Here is a 16,192-nt window from a genome sequence, read left to right as displayed (position 1 = left end):
CGGCGGTAATCAGCCGTTAAGGAAGTGGAACATCAGGCAGGCTGGATCCACGGCGTCCCCAATGCCGACCCCTGAACGCCATGGGTATTAAGGTATTTGTCCAACTCGACCATACCGGTCCAGCGGTTTTCGCACCACAGCGGCGCCAGTAGCGTCGGGCGGCGGGCGCTGGCCGAGATGCGATGGTAAATCACCTCCGGCGGGGTATGGCGAATCATCTCACCGGCGGTGATCGTATAATCATCCAGCGCAATACCGTTCAGGCGACCCGCCTGCCAGGCTTTCGCCATGATGCTGCCGGTCACGATGTGCAGCGGGTGCAGTTTGATGCCATCGACGCCGGTGTCGACCACCCGTTGCAGGGTGTGCAGGCACTGCTGCTGGGTTTCGCCCGGCAGGCCGACGATAAGATGCGCGCAGACCTTTAATCCGCGCTCGCGCGCCAGTCGGGTGGTGCGCTGGTAGCAGGCAAAGTCATGGCCGCGATTGATACGATGCAGCGTTTTATCATGCGCGGTCTGCAATCCCAGCTCCAGCCAGATTTCATAGCCCTGCTCCCGATATTCGCTGAGTAGGTCCAGCACCGCATCGGGAACGCAGTCGGGGCGGGTGCCGACGCACAGCCCCACGATATTCGCCTGGTTCACCGCCTGCTGATACATTGAACGCAGCAACTGTACTTCGGCAAAGGTGCTGGTGTAGGCCTGGAAATAAGCAAGATAGCGTTTCGCTCGGTTAACCAACTGCGCCTGGTGCGCCAGCTGATCGGCAATCGAACGGTACTGCTGGGCCTCGTCGGCGAAGGAGGCGACATTACAAAATGTGCAGCCGCCGCGGCCAATTGTGCCATCCCGGTTCGGGCAGCTAAATCCACCATGCAGCGTCAGTTTATGAACCTTTTCGCCGTAGCGGCGCGTAAGATCCCCACCAAACATGTTGACTAATTTTTGTAACTGCATAATCTGATAGACCGGCCTCAAGAAAGGGGCCAAGCCTGCCATTTTTAGCCTCCGACGGCGATGACCTGGATCAATCGTCAGCGCGGCCGCTTACCTCATTGCATATTAAATCAAAATAAACGCGGTTTCATTCACACCCGCGGTAATAACATTTACTTATACTTCAATGCTGAGTTTCAATTATCTTTGTCGCAGCAAAAAACAGTTTTATTTCCTGCCATTAAGACAACCAGCAGTCAAATATTCCGCCATAAAAATACAATTCAGCACAGAAAGGTAATCTTAGGCTACGGATATAGTGAGACAGATCACACTAGATTACGCATCCCTGAGAGTTTATATGCCTTTAAAAAAACAACAATTCTTTTTAAAATCATAAAATTAAACACCTCTTAGCACACTTTTGTATAAATAAGATTGCCATTTGACGTAAGTGTGGATTCTCGCTAAGTTGGGAATCCGCTGGAAGCTTTCTGGATGAGCGCTCTGCTCATCATATTTATGCAGTAATTGAGATTCCCTCTTAATAGCAAGTCCTCAAACTTGTGTACCGATGCGAAAAGGATTTAAAGAGGGCGAATGCGAGGTAGGCAAAGATGCCCTTACCCCGTCGCCATGCTCTTGCTGTGCCTTGCGCGCAATCGATTAAGGGGGCGTCCCGTAGAGCCTGGGGAGGTTCACTGATATGTTGTACGACAAATCCCTTGAGCGGGATAACTGTGGTTTCGGCCTGATCGCCCACATAGAAGGCGAACCTAGCCACAAGGTAGTGCGCACCGCTATACACGCACTGGCCCGAATGCAGCACCGCGGCGCGATCCTGGCCGATGGTAAAACCGGCGACGGTTGCGGCCTGCTGTTACAAAAACCCGATCGTTTCTTCCGGATTGTGGCGGAAGAGCGCGGCTGGCGCTTAGCCAAAAACTACGCCGTCGGGATGCTGTTCCTGAATAAAGACCCCGAGCTGGCAAGCGCTGCGCGCCGTATCGTTGAAGAAGAGCTGCAACGCGAAACATTGTCTATCGTTGGCTGGCGCGATGTGCCAACCAATGAAGGCGTGCTCGGTGAAATCGCCCTCTCCTCGCTGCCTCGTATTGAACAAATTTTTGTTAACGCGCCGGCAGGCTGGCGTCCGCGCGATATGGAACGCCGTCTGTTCATCGCGCGCCGCCGCATTGAAAAGCGCCTGCAGGAAGACAAAGATTTCTACGTTTGTAGCCTGTCGAACCTGGTTAATATCTATAAAGGTCTATGTATGCCGGCGGATTTGCCGCGCTTCTACCTGGACCTCGCGGACCTGCGTCTGGAATCCGCCATCTGCCTGTTCCACCAGCGCTTCTCCACCAATACCGTGCCGCGCTGGCCGCTGGCGCAGCCTTTCCGCTATCTGGCGCACAATGGTGAAATCAATACCATCACCGGTAACCGCCAGTGGGCCCGCGCCCGTACCTATAAATTCCAGACTCCGCTGATCCCCGATCTGCATGACGCCGCGCCGTTCGTCAACGAAACCGGCTCTGATTCAAGCTCGATGGATAATATGCTGGAACTGCTGCTGGCAGGCGGGATGGATATCGTCCGCGCGATGCGCCTGCTGGTACCGCCAGCCTGGCAGAATAACCCGGACATGGATCCGGAATTGCGCGCGTTCTTCGATTTTAACTCCATGCATATGGAGCCGTGGGACGGCCCGGCGGGCATCGTCATGTCCGACGGTCGCTACGCCGCCTGTAACCTCGACCGTAACGGTCTGCGTCCGGCGCGCTACGTCATCACCAAAGACAAACTCATCACCTGCGCGTCTGAAGTCGGTATCTGGGACTACCAGCCTGATGAGGTGATGGAAAAAGGCCGCGTTGGGCCTGGCGAGCTGATGGTCATCGATACCCGCAGCGGGCGCATTCTGCACTCGGCGGAAACCGATAACGATCTAAAAAGCCGCCATCCGTACAAAGAGTGGATGGAGAAAAACGTCCGCCGTCTGGTGCCGTTCGAAGACCTGCCGGAAGAAGAAGTCGGCAGCCGTCAGTTGGATGATGACACGCTCGCCAGCTACCAGAAACAGTTTAACTACAGCGCCGAAGAGCTGGACTCCGTCCTGCGCGTCCTGGGGGAAAACGGCCAGGAAGCGGTCGGTTCGATGGGCGATGATACCCCATTCGCCGTGCTCTCCAGCCAGCCGCGTATCATTTATGATTATTTCCGCCAGCAGTTCGCCCAGGTGACAAACCCGCCGATCGATCCGCTGCGTGAAGCGCACGTGATGTCGCTGGCCACCAGCATCGGCCGTGAAATGAACGTCTTCTGCGAAGCGGAAGGCCAGGCGCACCGCCTGAGCTTCAAATCGCCGATCCTGCTGTACTCCGACTTTAAACAACTGACCACCATGGAAGAGGAGCATTATCGCGCCGACACCCTGGATATTACCTTTGATGCCAACGAAACCACGCTGGCCGAGACGGTAAAAGCGCTGTGCGATAAAGCGGAACAGATGGTACGTAACGGCACCGTACTGCTGGTGCTGTCCGACCGCAACATCGCGAAAGACCGTCTGCCGGTACCGGCGCCGATGGCCGTTGGCGCCATCCAGACGCGCCTCGTCGATAAGAGCCTGCGCTGCGACGCTAACATCATCGTCGAAACCGCCAGCGCCCGCGATCCGCACCACTTTGCGGTGCTGCTGGGCTTTGGCGCGACGGCTATCTATCCATATCTTGCCTATGAAACCCTGGCGAAGCTGGTGGATAGCAAAGCTATCGATAAAGAATACCGTACGGTGATGCTGAACTACCGTAACGGCATCAACAAAGGCCTGTACAAAATCATGTCGAAGATGGGGATCTCGACCATCGCCTCCTACCGCTGCTCGAAGCTGTTCGAAGCGGTCGGTCTGCATCGCGACGTGGCCGACCTCTGCTTCCAGGGCGTAGTGAGCCGCATCGGCGGCGCCGGTTTCGACGACTTCCAGCAGGACCTGCTGAATCTGTCGAAACGCGCATGGCTGGCGCGTAAACCGCTGGCTCAGGGCGGTTTGCTGAAATATGTCCACGGCGGCGAATATCACGCCTACAACCCGGACGTCGTTCGCACCCTGCAGCAGGCGGTTCAGAGCGGCGAATACCGTGATTATCAGGAATACGCGAAGTTGGTTAACGAACGCCCGGCAGCCACGCTGCGCGATCTGCTGGCGCTCAACCCAGGCGATGAAGCCATAAGCATCAATGAAGTGGAATCAGCGAAAGAGCTGTTTAAACGCTTCGATACCGCGGCCATGTCGATCGGCGCGCTGAGCCCGGAAGCGCATGAATCGCTGGCGGAAGCGATGAACAGCATCGGCGGCTTCTCCAACTCCGGTGAAGGCGGCGAAGACCCTGCGCGCTACGGCACCAACAAAGTCTCGCGTATTAAGCAGGTGGCTTCAGGTCGGTTCGGCGTTACCCCAGCCTACCTGGTGAATGCCGACGTGATCCAGATTAAAGTCGCCCAGGGCGCGAAACCCGGTGAAGGCGGACAGTTGCCGGGTGACAAAGTGACGCCTTATATCGCCAAACTGCGTTATTCGGTACCTGGCGTGACGCTGATCTCCCCGCCGCCGCACCACGATATTTACTCTATCGAGGATCTGGCGCAGCTGATTTTCGACCTCAAGCAGGTCAATCCGAAGGCGATGATTTCCGTCAAACTGGTTTCCGAACCGGGTGTCGGCACTATCGCCACCGGCGTGGCGAAAGCCTACGCAGACCTAATCACTATCGCCGGCTACGATGGCGGCACCGGGGCGAGCCCGCTCTCATCGGTGAAATATGCTGGCTGTCCGTGGGAACTTGGCCTGGTGGAAACCCAGCAGGCGCTGGTCGCCAACGGCCTGCGTCATAAAATTCGCCTGCAGGTAGACGGCGGCCTGAAAACCGGCCTCGATATCATCAAAGCGGCGATCCTTGGCGCGGAAAGCTTCGGCTTCGGCACCGGCCCGATGGTCGCGCTGGGCTGTAAATACCTGCGTATCTGTCACCTGAACAACTGCGCCACCGGCGTGGCGACCCAGGATGACAAACTGCGTAAGAACCACTACCACGGCCTGCCATTCAAAGTGACCAACTACTTTGAATTCATCGCCCGCGAAACCCGCGAGCTGATGGCGCAGCTGGGCGTGAAGCGTCTGGTGGACCTGATCGGCCGCACCGACCTGCTGAAAGAACTGGAAGGCTTTACGGCGAAACAGCAGAAACTGGAGCTCGGCAAACTGCTGGAAACCGCTGAGCCGCTGCCAGGCAAGGCGCTGTACTGCACCGAGAGCAACCCGCCGTTCGATAACGGCGTGCTCAACGCGCAGCTGCTGCAGCAGGCGAAGCCGTATGTGGATAACAAACAGAGCAAAACGTTCTGGTTCGATATTCGCAACACTGACCGTTCCGTTGGGGCGTCGCTGTCCGGTTATATCGCCCAGACTCACGGCGACCAGGGGCTGGCCGCCGACCCGATTACCGCCCACTTTAGCGGTACCGCGGGCCAGAGCTTCGGCGTCTGGAACGCCGGCGGCGTTGAGCTGCACCTGACCGGCGACGCCAACGACTACGTGGGTAAAGGCATGGCGGGCGGTCTGCTGTCGATTCGTCCTCCGGTCGGCTCCGCCTTCCGTAGCCATGAAGCAAGCATCATTGGCAACACCTGTCTGTATGGCGCGACCGGCGGTCGTCTGTACGCGGCAGGACGCGCGGGCGAACGCTTTGCGGTACGTAACTCCGGCGCCATCACCGTGGTGGAAGGCATCGGCGACAACGGCTGTGAATACATGACCGGCGGCATCGTCTGTATCCTGGGGAAAACCGGCGTGAACTTCGGCGCAGGTATGACCGGCGGCTTTGCTTACGTCCTGGATGAAGATGGCGACTTCCGTAAACGCGTTAACCCCGAACTGGTGGAAGTTCTGGACGTGGACACGCTGGCTATCCATGAGGAGCACCTGCGTGGCTTAATTACCGAACACGTCCAGCTTACCGGTTCGCAGCGCGGCGAAGAGATCCTCGCCAACTGGCCGGCCTTCGCAGCGAAGTTTGCGCTGGTTAAACCGAAGTCCAGCGATGTTAAAGCACTGTTGGGTCACCGTAGTCGTTCCGCAGCTGAGCTGCGGGTGCAGGCGCAGTAAGGGGTTAAGATGAGTCAGAACGTATACCAATTTATCGACCTGCAGCGCGTTGATCCGCCAAAGAAACCGCTGAAGATCCGTAAAATTGAATTTGTAGAAATTTACGAGCCGTTTTCAGAAGGCCAGGCCAAGGCGCAGGCAGATCGCTGCCTCTCCTGCGGCAACCCGTACTGCGAATGGAAATGTCCGGTGCACAACTACATCCCTAACTGGCTGAAACTGGCCAACGAGGGGCGTATTTTTGAAGCGGCCGAACTGTCGCATCAGACCAACACCCTGCCGGAAGTCTGCGGACGTGTCTGCCCGCAGGACCGGCTGTGCGAAGGTTCCTGTACCCTGAACGATGAGTTCGGCGCGGTAACCATCGGCAACATTGAGCGCTATATCAATGATAAGGCGTTTGAGATGGGCTGGCGTCCGGACTTGTCCGGCGTGAAGCAAACTGGTAAAACCGTCGCCATTATCGGCGCCGGTCCGGCAGGCTTGGCCTGCGCGGATGTGCTGACCCGTAACGGCGTAAAGGCGATCGTTTTCGATCGTCATCCGGAAATCGGCGGTCTGCTGACCTTCGGCATCCCGGCGTTTAAGCTGGAAAAAGAGGTGATGACCCGCCGCCGTGAGATCTTCACCGGCATGGGGATTGAGTTCCGGCTCAATACCGAAGTGGGCCGTGACGTCCAACTCGACGATCTGCTGAAAGAGTACGATGCCGTATTTCTGGGCGTGGGCACCTACCAGTCCATGCGCGGCGGACTGGAAAACGAAGATGCCAACGGCGTGTATGACGCACTGCCGTTCCTTATCGCCAACACCAAACAGATCATGGGCTTTGGCGAAACGGCGCACGAACCGTTCGTCAGTATGGAAGGCAAACGCGTGGTGGTTCTCGGCGGCGGCGACACCGCGATGGACTGCGTGCGGACCTCGGTTCGTCAGGGGGCGGCGCACGTTATCTGCGCCTATCGTCGTGACGAAGAAAACATGCCGGGTTCCAAACGCGAAGTGAAAAACGCGCGTGAAGAGGGTGTCGAATTCCAGTTCAACGTCCAGCCGCTGGGCGTGGAAGTGAATGCCAACGGCAAAGTGTGCGGCGTGAAAATGGCGCGTACCGAAATGGGCCAGCCGGATGCGAAAGGCCGCCGTCGCGCGGAAATCGTCGCCGGTTCCGAGCACGTGGTGCCGGCAGACGCGGTGGTGATGGCGTTTGGTTTCCGTCCACACAGCATGGAATGGCTGGCGAAACATAGCGTCGAGCTGGATTCTCAGGGCCGCATCATCGCCCCGGAAGGCAGCGACAACGCGTTCCAGACCAGCAACCCGAAAATCTTTGCCGGCGGCGATATCGTTCGCGGCTCAGACCTGGTGGTAACGGCGATTGCCGAAGGCCGTAAAGCGGCGGACGGGATCCTCAACTATCTTGAAGTCTGATTAGACCCTGAGTCTCAACACAGAAAAGCCCGATGGTTAACGCCACCGGGCTTTTTTTATGCTTCATCGATTGGAAACGGCTTGTTTCAACGCCGCATTATACCAACCGCAGATATGCTCTAAGCGGGTTATCGCTGAACCGACGGTAACTGCCCACGCGCCGTGGCGCATCGCCTCAGCCGCCTGCGCTGGCGTATTGTAGCGCCCCTCGGCGATCACTCTGCAGCCCGCGGCACTCAGGCTTTTCACCAGCGCCAGGTCGGGCTCATCCGGCGTCTCTTCTGAGGTATAGCCTGAAAGAGTGGTGCCGACGATCTCTGCGCCCAGCTGCCAGCACTGCAGGGCATCGGCCTGAGACGAACAATCCGCCATCGCCACTTTTCCCTGATGATGAATTTCCGCCAATAGCGCCGATACCGACGCTGGACGCTGACGCTGCGTACCGTCAATGGCAATAATATCTGCTCCGCCCTGCGCCAGCGCGTCGATATCTTCCAACCATGGAGTAATACGCACTGGGCAATCAGGCAGATCGCGCTTAATCAGAGCGATAATGGGCACCGTCACTAACGGACGGACGGTATGTAGGTTGTTCAGACCTTCAATGCGCAGCGCCACGGCCCCCGCCTGCTCTGCCGCAAGCGCCATTGCGGCGACAATCTGCGGGTCATCAAGCGGACTGCCGGGTACCGGCTGACAGGAGACGATGAGTCCGCCATGATGGCGTATGCGCGAATTTAGTTGTTCAAATAAAGACATTCCTGCTCTCTGGACGGATACGTGTAGCATTAACAGTACCAGCGGCAGGACGCGTGATGTGTGGCGGGGTTAACAAAGCAGACAGGCAAAAAAAACAGGCCCCGGAGGGCCTGTCAGGCATTACTTCACAACGCGCAGCGCCGGACGACCACCGCGCGGCGGCGGTGGCGTGTCGTCAGGATCGTCATCGTGATTATCCGGCTTATCGCCATCAATCACCGACATCACCGTTTCGTTTTCGCTCTCAGACACGACGTCATCATCGTTGAGGCTGCTGACATCTTCGTCATAGGCCGCTTCAGGTTCAAACATCGTTCCTGCGCCGTTCTCACGGGCATAGATAGCGAGTACCGCAGCCAGCGGCACGGAAACGTTGCGCGGTACGCCGCCGAAGCGAGCATTAAAGCGCACTTCGTCATTCGCCAGTTCCAGATTGCCCACCGCACGCGGCGCAATATTCAGAACGATTTGGCCGTCGCGAGCGTACTCCATCGGCACGAGAACGCCTGGCAGCGTCACATCGACGACCAGGTGCGGAGTCAGCTGGTTATCCAGCAGCCACTCATAGAACGCCCGCAGCAGGTACGGGCGACGCGGCGTCAGCTGTGAGACATCCATTATTTAGCCCCGGCCGAGGCGCATTTCACGCTCGGCTTCAGTTAAAGAAGCGAGGAAAGAATCACGTTCGAAGACGCGAGTCATATAGCCCTTAAGCTCTTTCGCGCCAGCACCCACCAGTTCTACGCCGAGAACCGGCAAACGCCACAGCAGCGGAGCCAGGTAGCAATCGACCAGGCTGAATTCGTCGCTCAGGAAGTAAGGCTTCTGAGTAAAGACCGGCGCAATCGCCTGCAGTTCTTCACGCAGTTGCTTACGAGCGGCATCAGCCTGGGCCGCGGTACCGGTCTGGATGGTATTCATCAGCGAATACCAGTCTTTCTCGATACGTTGCATGTACAGACGGCTTTCACCACGCGCCACCGGGTAAACCGGCATTAGCGGCGGATGCGGGAAACGCTCATCCAGGTATTCCATAATGATGCGGGATTCCCACAGAGTGAGCTCACGATCCACCAGCGTCGGGACGCTTTGATTCGGGTTGAGGTCAATCAGATCCTGAGGCGGGTTATCCTTCTCCACGTGCTCTATCTCAAAACTGACACCTTTTTCGGCCAGCACGATGCGGACCTGATGGCTATAGATGTCAGTAGGACCAGAAAACAGCGTCATTACCGAACGTTTGTTGGCAGCGACAGCCATGAAAACCTCCAGGTATATTCAGAATTTTTACTGCTGCCGACCACGCATGGCCAGCCAGATGTATAAACCCCATTCGCACGGCGACGATATGTTCATTGATTAACTAAAAAATGAACAACCACCAGCATTTGGGCAGAAAATTGGATGATAGTTTACCAGATTTTGCGGACGTTGTGGTGAGGGTATTCTGGAAATGCTGAAAAAGTGGTAAGAACAGACCATTTCTTTGTGGATAACAGCCGTTTTATCCATAAAAAAACCCGCCGAAGCGGGTTTTTTCGCAAATTGTTCTGCGTGAGCAGAAAACAATTAACGTTTGGAGAACTGCGGACGACGACGTGCTTTACGCAGACCGACTTTCTTACGTTCAACCTGACGAGCGTCACGAGTAACGAAGCCAGCTTTACGCAGTTCAGAACGCAGGGACTCGTCGTACTCCATCAGAGCGCGGGTGATACCGTGACGGATCGCACCAGCCTGACCAGAGATACCACCACCTTTAACAGTGATGTACAGATCCAGTTTCTCAACCATGTCGACCAGTTCCAGCGGCTGACGAACTACCATGCGGGCAGTTTCACGACCGAAGTACTGTTCCAGCGAACGCTGGTTGATTACGATTTTGCCGTTGCCCGGTTTGATGAAAACGCGAGCTGCGGAACTTTTGCGGCGACCAGTGCCGTAGTATTGATTTTCAGCCATTGCCTATAATCCCGATTAGATGTCAAGAACTTGCGGTTGCTGTGCCGCGTGGTTGTGCTCGTTACCAGCGTAAACTTTCAGTTTACGGTACATAGCACGACCCAGCGGGCCTTTTGGCAGCATGCCTTTAACCGCGATTTCAATCACACGCTCAGGACGGCGGGCAATCATCTCTTCAAAGGTCGCTTCTTTGATACCACCGATGTGGCCGGTGTGGTGGTAGTACATTTTGTCTTCGCGCTTGTTGCCGGTTACAGCAACTTTTTCTGCGTTCAGAACGATGATGTAATCACCAGTATCAACGTGCGGAGTGTATTCCGCTTTGTGCTTACCGCGCAGGCGACGAGCCAGTTCAGTAGCCAGACGGCCCAGAGTTTTACCGGTCGCGTCAACAACATACCAGTCGCGTTTTACGGTTTCTGGTTTAGCTGTAAAAGTTTTCATTAAAAGCTTACCCAAATAAATAAGTTACACGTTGGTGAACACCCAAACGTTTAGTCAGTTGAGGTTCACACGACAAAGTCCGGCAAACCTACCCCTTCGAATAGCCTATGCCAGCACATAGAAGATTTCGGGAAAAAAAACCTTCTCGTAACGTGGGGTCGCAAGATTATAGAGAAGTAGGGGCCAAAGATCGACCCCTTTATGTGATTTGCAGCAGGTTTTTCTCAATGTGAGAAGAAGGCTGGATTCAGGGCATGTGCGGTTGTTTCAGATACTCTTCGCTTTGCATTTCCTGCAGGCGCGATAAACAGCGCTGGAACTCAAACTTCAAGCGTTCGCCCTGATAGATCTCATACAGCGGCACCGCCGCGCTAACCACCAGTTTTACGTGACGTTCGTAGAATTCATCCACCAGCGCGATAAAGCGCCGCGCTTCGCTCTCAAGATGCGTCGTCATCACCGGCACATCGAACAACATCACGGTATGGAACAGGCGTGACAGCGCGATGTAATCATGCTGGCTGCGCGCATCCACGCATAGCGTGTCGAACGACGCCGCCAAAGTCTGGTTTTCCACGCCTAACGTCGGCAGCGGCCGGTGGTTAATTTCCAGCGTCGGCATCTGCTCGCGTTTGGCTCCCGCCAGCGCCAGCCAGAGTTTATCCATTTGCTGGCTGGTCTCGCCATTGAGCGGCGACAGCCACAGATGCGCCTGGGTTAATGTGCGCAGGCGGTAATCAATACCCGCATCGACGTTCATAATGTCGCAATGCTGTTTGATGGCGTCTATCGCCGGCAGGAAACGCGCGCGCTGCAGACCATTGCGGTAGAGCTCGTCCGGCGGGATGTTTGAGGTAGCAACCAGCGTAATCCCACGCGAGAACAGCGCTTTCATTAAGCCGCCGAGCAGCATGGCATCGGTGATGTCGGAGACAAAAAACTCGTCAAAGCACAACACATCGGTTTGCGCTTTAAAGCGATCGGCAACGATTTCCAGCGGGTCGCTATGCCCCTGCAAGGTAGTTAACTCTTCGTGTACGCGCAGCATAAAGCGATGGAAATGCAGGCGCTGTTTACGCTCGCCCGGCAGGCTTTGATAAAACATATCCATCAGCCAGGTTTTGCCGCGCCCAACGCCGCCCCACATATACAGGCCGCGTACGGCGGTCGCTTCCGCCGCCGGTTCGCGTTTGCCAAGCAGCTTGCTGAATTTCGCCCGCAGCCCGCCGCCCGCAGGCGCTGCGGCTACAGGTTTTTCCTGCAGTTCACGATAGATGGTATCGAGGCGGCTGACCGCTTCTTGTTGCACGTCGTCGGGTTGATGGCTGCCCTCTTTGAGAGCTAAAAGGTAACGCGATGTTGGGGACAGGCTTTGCATGATCTTATTGTTATTCCTTGAAAACCGTGGCGCCGTGGCCCACGATTGACGAAAAAAAGGCGGTTCTACAGTACGCGATGATACGCCAGGATTCCACTTCTGTGGAATTAGCGGTTATAGTGGCACTATCGGGCGCAGGCGGAGAGCCTAACAGCCACCCTACGGAACCACAAAACAACGGGAGATGTTCATGACCTGGGAATACGCGCTAATTGGATTAGTCGTCGGTATCATCATCGGTGCCGTCGCCATGCGTTTTGGTAACCGCAAATTGCGTCAGCAACAAGCGCTGCAGTTCGAACTGGAAAAGAATAAAGCAGAGCTTGAAGAGTATCGCGAAGAGCTGGTCAGCCATTTTGCGCGCAGCGCAGAACTGCTGGACAACATGGCGGATGACTACCGTCAGCTGTATCAGCACATGGCAAAAAGCTCCAGCAGCCTGCTGCCGGACGCAATGGCGGACGCCAATCCGTTCCGCAATCGCCTGGCGGAGTCCGAAGCCAGCAACGATCAGGCGCCGGTACAGATGCCGCGCGATTATTCTGAAGGCGCATCCGGCCTACTGCGCGGTGGCGCGAAACGCGACTGATCCCGCTGTCTGCGTAAAAATATTTACCGGGCGCGCCTTCCGCGCCCGTCTTCCCCCTGCATCCCAGCTACAATTTAAGCACGGACCGCATTGTTAGCCGGTCGAAAATTCAATAACATCAAACCATTCAGACGTATTTTCCATACACCTCAGGTTACGAGAGCCAGCATCTAATGAAGAAACAGACTTTGCTGTTGAGTGCGTTAGCGTTAAGCATTGGATTATCGTTGTCGGTCCTGCCTCCGGCGGCGGCATCACTGCCGACCCAGGTTCCAGGCCAGGGCGCGCTACCGAGCCTCGCGCCGATGCTGGAAAAAGTATTGCCTGCGGTGGTCAGCGTGCAGGTAGAAGGCACCGCCTCGCCGGTGCAGAATATGCCGGAAGAGCTGAAAAAATACTTCGGCGACAACGCGCCGCAAGAGCAGGCGCAGCCGTTTGAAGGCCTCGGTTCAGGGGTGATTATCGACGCCGCCAAAGGCTACGTGCTGACCAACAACCACGTAATAAGCCAGGCGCAGAAAATCAGCATTCAGTTGAACGATGGCCGCGAGTTCGATGCCAAACTGGTCGGCAGCGACGAACAGAGCGATATCGCCCTGCTGCAGGTTTTAAAACCCAGCAATTTAACGCAAATCGCCATCGCGGATTCCGACAAGCTACGCGTCGGCGATTTCGCCGTTGCCGTCGGCAACCCCTTCGGCCTCGGGCAAACCGCTACTTCCGGCATCATCTCCGCGCTGGGTCGTAGCGGCCTTAATCTCGAAGGGCTGGAAAACTTTATTCAGACCGATGCCTCAATTAACCGCGGCAACTCCGGCGGCGCGTTGCTGAATCTCAACGGCGAGCTTATCGGCATCAATACCGCCATTCTGGCGCCGGGCGGCGGCAGCATCGGTATCGGCTTCGCCATCCCGAGCAACATGGCGAAGACCCTCGCCGATCAGCTTATTCAATACGGCGAAATCAAACGCGGCCTGTTGGGCATTAAAGGCATGGAAATGAGCGCGGATATCGCCAAAGCGATGAATATCAACGCTCAGCGCGGCGCCTTTGTAAGCGAAGTCCTGGCCAATTCAGGCTCCGCAAAAGCTGGGATTAAATCCGGTGACGTTATCGTCAGCATGAACGGCAAGCCGCTAAGCAGCTTCGCCGAGCTGCGCTCGCGTATCGCCACTACCGCCCCTGGCACAAAAGTAAAACTGGGGCTACTGCGCGACGGCAAACCGTTGGACGTCGAGGTCACGCTGGATAAGAGCACCTCCTCCACCGCCAGCGCCGAGCTGATTATCCCGGCCCTGCAGGGAGCGGCGCTAAGCGATGGCCAGTTAAAAGACGGCACTAAGGGCGTGAGCATCGATAACGTCGATAAAGGCAGCGCGGCGGCTCAGGTTGGCCTGCATAAAGACGATCTCATTATCGGCCTCAACCGCCAGCGCGTGCGTTCCATCGCCGAGCTACGTAAAGTGCTGGAAACCAAACCGGCCGTCATCGCGCTGAATGTGCTGCGCGGTAACGAAAGCATTTATCTGCTGCTACGCTGACGGCTGCATCCGGACATCGCGCGTCGTGCGATGTCCGGATAAGTCATGCTATGCTGCGCCTGCCCATTAATTAACGATATTCGCATCATGCCAGGAAAGCTTTTACGTTCAGTCCTTATCGGTTTAATCGTCGGCGGCATCCTGCTGGCGGCGATGCCTTCGCTGCGCCAGTGGCAGCTCTCGTCGGCGACGCCGAGCGATACCGCTGACGAATCGCCCGCCAGCTATAATGCTGCGGTAAGACGCGCCGCGCCGGCGGTGGTCAACGTCTATAACCGCGCGCTGAACAGCACCAGCCATAACCAGCTGACGCTCGGCTCCGGCGTTATCATGGACCAACGCGGATATATCCTCACCAACAAGCACGTCATCAACGATGCCGATCAGATAATCATCGCCTTGCAGGATGGACGGGTATTTGAAGCCCTGTTGGTCGGTTCCGATACCCTGACTGACCTGGCGGTGCTCAAAATAAACGCCAGCGGCGGCCTGCCGGTTATCCCGATTAACCCGAAACGCGTTCCACATATCGGCGATGTGGTACTGGCGATAGGCAACCCGTATAACCTTGGGCAAACCATCACCCAGGGTATCATCAGCGCGACCGGTCGTATCGGCCTGAACCCCACCGGGCGACAGAATTTCCTGCAAACCGACGCCTCTATCAACCACGGCAACTCCGGCGGCGCACTGGTCAACTCGCTGGGTGAACTGATGGGTATTAACACCCTGTCGTTTGATAAGAGCAATGACGGCGAAACGCCGGAAGGGATCGGCTTTGCCATCCCGTTCCAGCTGGCGACCAAAATCATGGATAAACTGATCCGCGACGGCCGGGTGATCCGCGGTTACATCGGGATCAGCGGCCGCGAGATCGCGCCGATGCATGCGCAGAGCGGCGGCATGGATCAGATCCAGGGGATCGTCGTTAATGACGTCGCACCTGACGGCCCAGCGGCGCAGGCCGGGATCCGCGCCAATGATGTGATCATCTCGGTGAACGATAAACCGGCGATCTCGGCGCTGGAAACCATGGACCAGGTCGCAGAAATTCGCCCGGGTTCAGAAATCCCGGTGGTCATCATGCGTGATGATAAGAAAATCACCCTGCACGTGGCGGTACAGGAATATCCGGCGACAAATTAAAGATTAGCGCTCCGTTATCGGAGCGCGATTAATCAACAAACAGCAGTCCCGCCGGGAATCTGGCCAGAAACCCGGTCACCGCCAGTAACGACCGCAACGATGGCCAGCGGATCTGCCGCTCCCGCAGTTCATCATCCAGCGTCAGTAACGCGAACTCCCCTCTCTCGCCGAGAACCCCGCCCTGCCACAGCAGCCGTTGCGCCTGCTGCCGCGCCCACGGCGATTCACTCTTCCAGGCCAGCAAATGCAGCAGCGACTGTTGTAAGCAAACGCTGTGCGAATGGTTGTCCCGCAACAATCGTCGATACACCGGCAGCGAGATACTGCGTACGCTGTAGAAACCACTGCGTGATTCACTATCAGCCTGCGCCACGCTGGCGCACATCTGCCCGGCCAGATCGCATAAACGATTATGCGTCAGCGGCTGGCGCAGCGCATCCAGATGCCCGGCGGCGGCGCAAAGCAGGCCGCTCCTTTGCCGCTCATGCGTCAGCGAACCCAGCAACGCCGCTATCGTTTCAGCCACGCCGATCTGCGCATGCTGTACACCTGCGTCATAACAACAGACAAAGAAATCATGGTTGCCACAGTCGATTGACGGATGCGCCAGCAGATACAGAGCCAGGTGTAGTTGTTCAAGCTCCTCCAGCGATGCCAGGGTGTCATCAATGACCCCCTCTTTTGCCGATGACCTGCTGCCAGGACGTAATGCTACGGTTTCATTCATCAAAGCCTCCTCAGGGAAAATTCCCGGCTCGCGCGGCGCCCGGCCGGGCTATGGGATCACCGGTAGCCCGGATAAGGCGCCAGCCGCTATCCGGGAACCTCTCCCCGGTGGCG

13 protein-coding genes are annotated in these 16,192 nt (G+C 56.7%); 5 read left to right on the top strand and 8 right to left on the bottom strand.

Annotated elements, in window-relative coordinates:
- Positions 1–32: 32 nt before the first annotated feature.
- The gene (locus tag ABLV08_RS12035; protein WP_015703610.1) at positions 33–959 is read right to left on the bottom strand and encodes a TIGR01212 family radical SAM protein; all 927 of its coding nucleotides are present in this window, start codon (positions 957–959) and stop codon (positions 33–35) included.
- A gap of 685 nt (positions 960–1,644) precedes the next feature.
- Between ABLV08_RS12035 and gltB the strand changes: the two genes are divergently transcribed.
- Both gltB and gltD read left to right on the top strand, forming a co-directional pair.
- On the top strand, positions 1,645–6,105 hold the full coding sequence (gene gltB, locus ABLV08_RS12030; RefSeq protein WP_015703611.1) for a glutamate synthase large subunit: 4,461 nt from the start codon (positions 1,645–1,647) through the stop codon (positions 6,103–6,105).
- 9 nt (positions 6,106–6,114) lie between these two features.
- Complete coding sequence (gltD, locus tag ABLV08_RS12025; protein WP_015369485.1) at positions 6,115–7,533, top strand: glutamate synthase subunit GltD; 1,419 nt, start codon at positions 6,115–6,117, stop codon at positions 7,531–7,533.
- A 63-nt stretch (positions 7,534–7,596) separates the two neighbouring features.
- Here gltD and ABLV08_RS12020 read toward each other — a convergent pair whose 3' ends face one another.
- The 6 genes from ABLV08_RS12020 to zapE form a co-directional block, all read right to left on the bottom strand.
- Entirely contained in the window at positions 7,597–8,292 is a 696-nt protein-coding gene (locus ABLV08_RS12020; RefSeq protein WP_032712589.1) for an N-acetylmannosamine-6-phosphate 2-epimerase, read from the bottom strand.
- Positions 8,293–8,412: 120 nt separating this feature from the next.
- Positions 8,413–8,910 (bottom strand): ClpXP protease specificity-enhancing factor, encoded by a 498-nt coding sequence (gene sspB / locus ABLV08_RS12015; RefSeq protein ID WP_015369484.1) that lies wholly within the window; start codon positions 8,908–8,910, stop codon positions 8,413–8,415.
- Positions 8,911–8,913: 3 nt separating this feature from the next.
- Positions 8,914–9,552 (bottom strand): stringent starvation protein SspA, encoded by a 639-nt coding sequence (gene sspA, locus ABLV08_RS12010; RefSeq protein WP_015369483.1) that lies wholly within the window; start codon positions 9,550–9,552, stop codon positions 8,914–8,916.
- A 309-nt stretch (positions 9,553–9,861) separates the two neighbouring features.
- Entirely contained in the window at positions 9,862–10,254 is a 393-nt protein-coding gene (gene rpsI / locus ABLV08_RS12005; RefSeq protein WP_000829818.1) for a 30S ribosomal protein S9, read from the bottom strand.
- A 15-nt stretch (positions 10,255–10,269) separates the two neighbouring features.
- Positions 10,270–10,698 carry a 50S ribosomal protein L13 gene (rplM, locus tag ABLV08_RS12000; protein WP_002918559.1) on the bottom strand — a complete coding sequence of 143 codons (429 nt, stop codon included), beginning with the start codon at positions 10,696–10,698 and terminating at the stop codon, positions 10,270–10,272.
- A gap of 247 nt (positions 10,699–10,945) precedes the next feature.
- On the bottom strand, positions 10,946–12,076 hold the full coding sequence (gene zapE / locus ABLV08_RS11995; protein WP_015703612.1) for a cell division protein ZapE: 1,131 nt from the start codon (positions 12,074–12,076) through the stop codon (positions 10,946–10,948).
- A gap of 190 nt (positions 12,077–12,266) precedes the next feature.
- Between zapE and zapG the strand changes: the two genes are divergently transcribed.
- The 3 genes from zapG (at position 12,267) to degS (ending at position 15,352) form a co-directional block, all read left to right on the top strand.
- Entirely contained in the window at positions 12,267–12,665 is a 399-nt protein-coding gene (gene zapG, locus ABLV08_RS11990) for a Z-ring associated protein ZapG (protein ID WP_015369480.1), read from the top strand.
- Positions 12,666–12,838: 173 nt separating this feature from the next.
- Entirely contained in the window at positions 12,839–14,206 is a 1,368-nt protein-coding gene (degQ, locus tag ABLV08_RS11985) for a serine endoprotease DegQ (protein ID WP_015369479.1), read from the top strand.
- Positions 14,207–14,293: 87 nt separating this feature from the next.
- A complete protein-coding gene (degS, locus tag ABLV08_RS11980; RefSeq protein ID WP_047080093.1) occupies positions 14,294–15,352 on the top strand; it encodes an outer membrane-stress sensor serine endopeptidase DegS in 1,059 nt (352 codons plus the stop codon).
- Positions 15,353–15,380: 28 nt separating this feature from the next.
- Here degS and ABLV08_RS11975 read toward each other — a convergent pair whose 3' ends face one another.
- A complete protein-coding gene (locus tag ABLV08_RS11975) occupies positions 15,381–16,079 on the bottom strand; it encodes a hypothetical protein (protein ID WP_348855897.1) in 699 nt (232 codons plus the stop codon).
- Positions 16,080–16,192 lie beyond the last annotated feature (113 nt).

This window comes from Klebsiella sp. CN_Kp088 (genome assembly GCF_040064335.1).
Classification (GTDB): domain Bacteria; phylum Pseudomonadota; class Gammaproteobacteria; order Enterobacterales; family Enterobacteriaceae; genus Klebsiella; species Klebsiella aerogenes.
Note: the sequence above shows the minus strand (reverse complement) of the source record. Positions and strands in the feature narration are given on the sequence as shown.

Coding starts and splice junctions, on each gene's coding strand:
- degS (WP_047080093.1), top strand. CDS start 14,294: ATGCCAGGAAAGCTTTTACGTTCAGTCCTTATCGGTTTAATCGTCGGC.
- sspB (WP_015369484.1), bottom strand. CDS start 8,910: ATGGATGTCTCACAGCTGACGCCGCGTCGCCCGTACCTGCTGCGGGCG.
- gltB (WP_015703611.1), top strand. CDS start 1,645: ATGTTGTACGACAAATCCCTTGAGCGGGATAACTGTGGTTTCGGCCTG.
- rplM (WP_002918559.1), bottom strand. CDS start 10,698: ATGAAAACTTTTACAGCTAAACCAGAAACCGTAAAACGCGACTGGTAT.
- zapE (WP_015703612.1), bottom strand. CDS start 12,076: ATGCAAAGCCTGTCCCCAACATCGCGTTACCTTTTAGCTCTCAAAGAG.
- ABLV08_RS12035 (WP_015703610.1), bottom strand. CDS start 959: ATGCAGTTACAAAAATTAGTCAACATGTTTGGTGGGGATCTTACGCGC.
- ABLV08_RS12020 (WP_032712589.1), bottom strand. CDS start 8,292: ATGTCTTTATTTGAACAACTAAATTCGCGCATACGCCATCATGGCGGA.
- sspA (WP_015369483.1), bottom strand. CDS start 9,552: ATGGCTGTCGCTGCCAACAAACGTTCGGTAATGACGCTGTTTTCTGGT.
- gltD (WP_015369485.1), top strand. CDS start 6,115: ATGAGTCAGAACGTATACCAATTTATCGACCTGCAGCGCGTTGATCCG.
- degQ (WP_015369479.1), top strand. CDS start 12,839: ATGAAGAAACAGACTTTGCTGTTGAGTGCGTTAGCGTTAAGCATTGGA.
- zapG (WP_015369480.1), top strand. CDS start 12,267: ATGACCTGGGAATACGCGCTAATTGGATTAGTCGTCGGTATCATCATC.
- ABLV08_RS11975 (WP_348855897.1), bottom strand. CDS start 16,079: ATGAATGAAACCGTAGCATTACGTCCTGGCAGCAGGTCATCGGCAAAA.
- rpsI (WP_000829818.1), bottom strand. CDS start 10,254: ATGGCTGAAAATCAATACTACGGCACTGGTCGCCGCAAAAGTTCCGCA.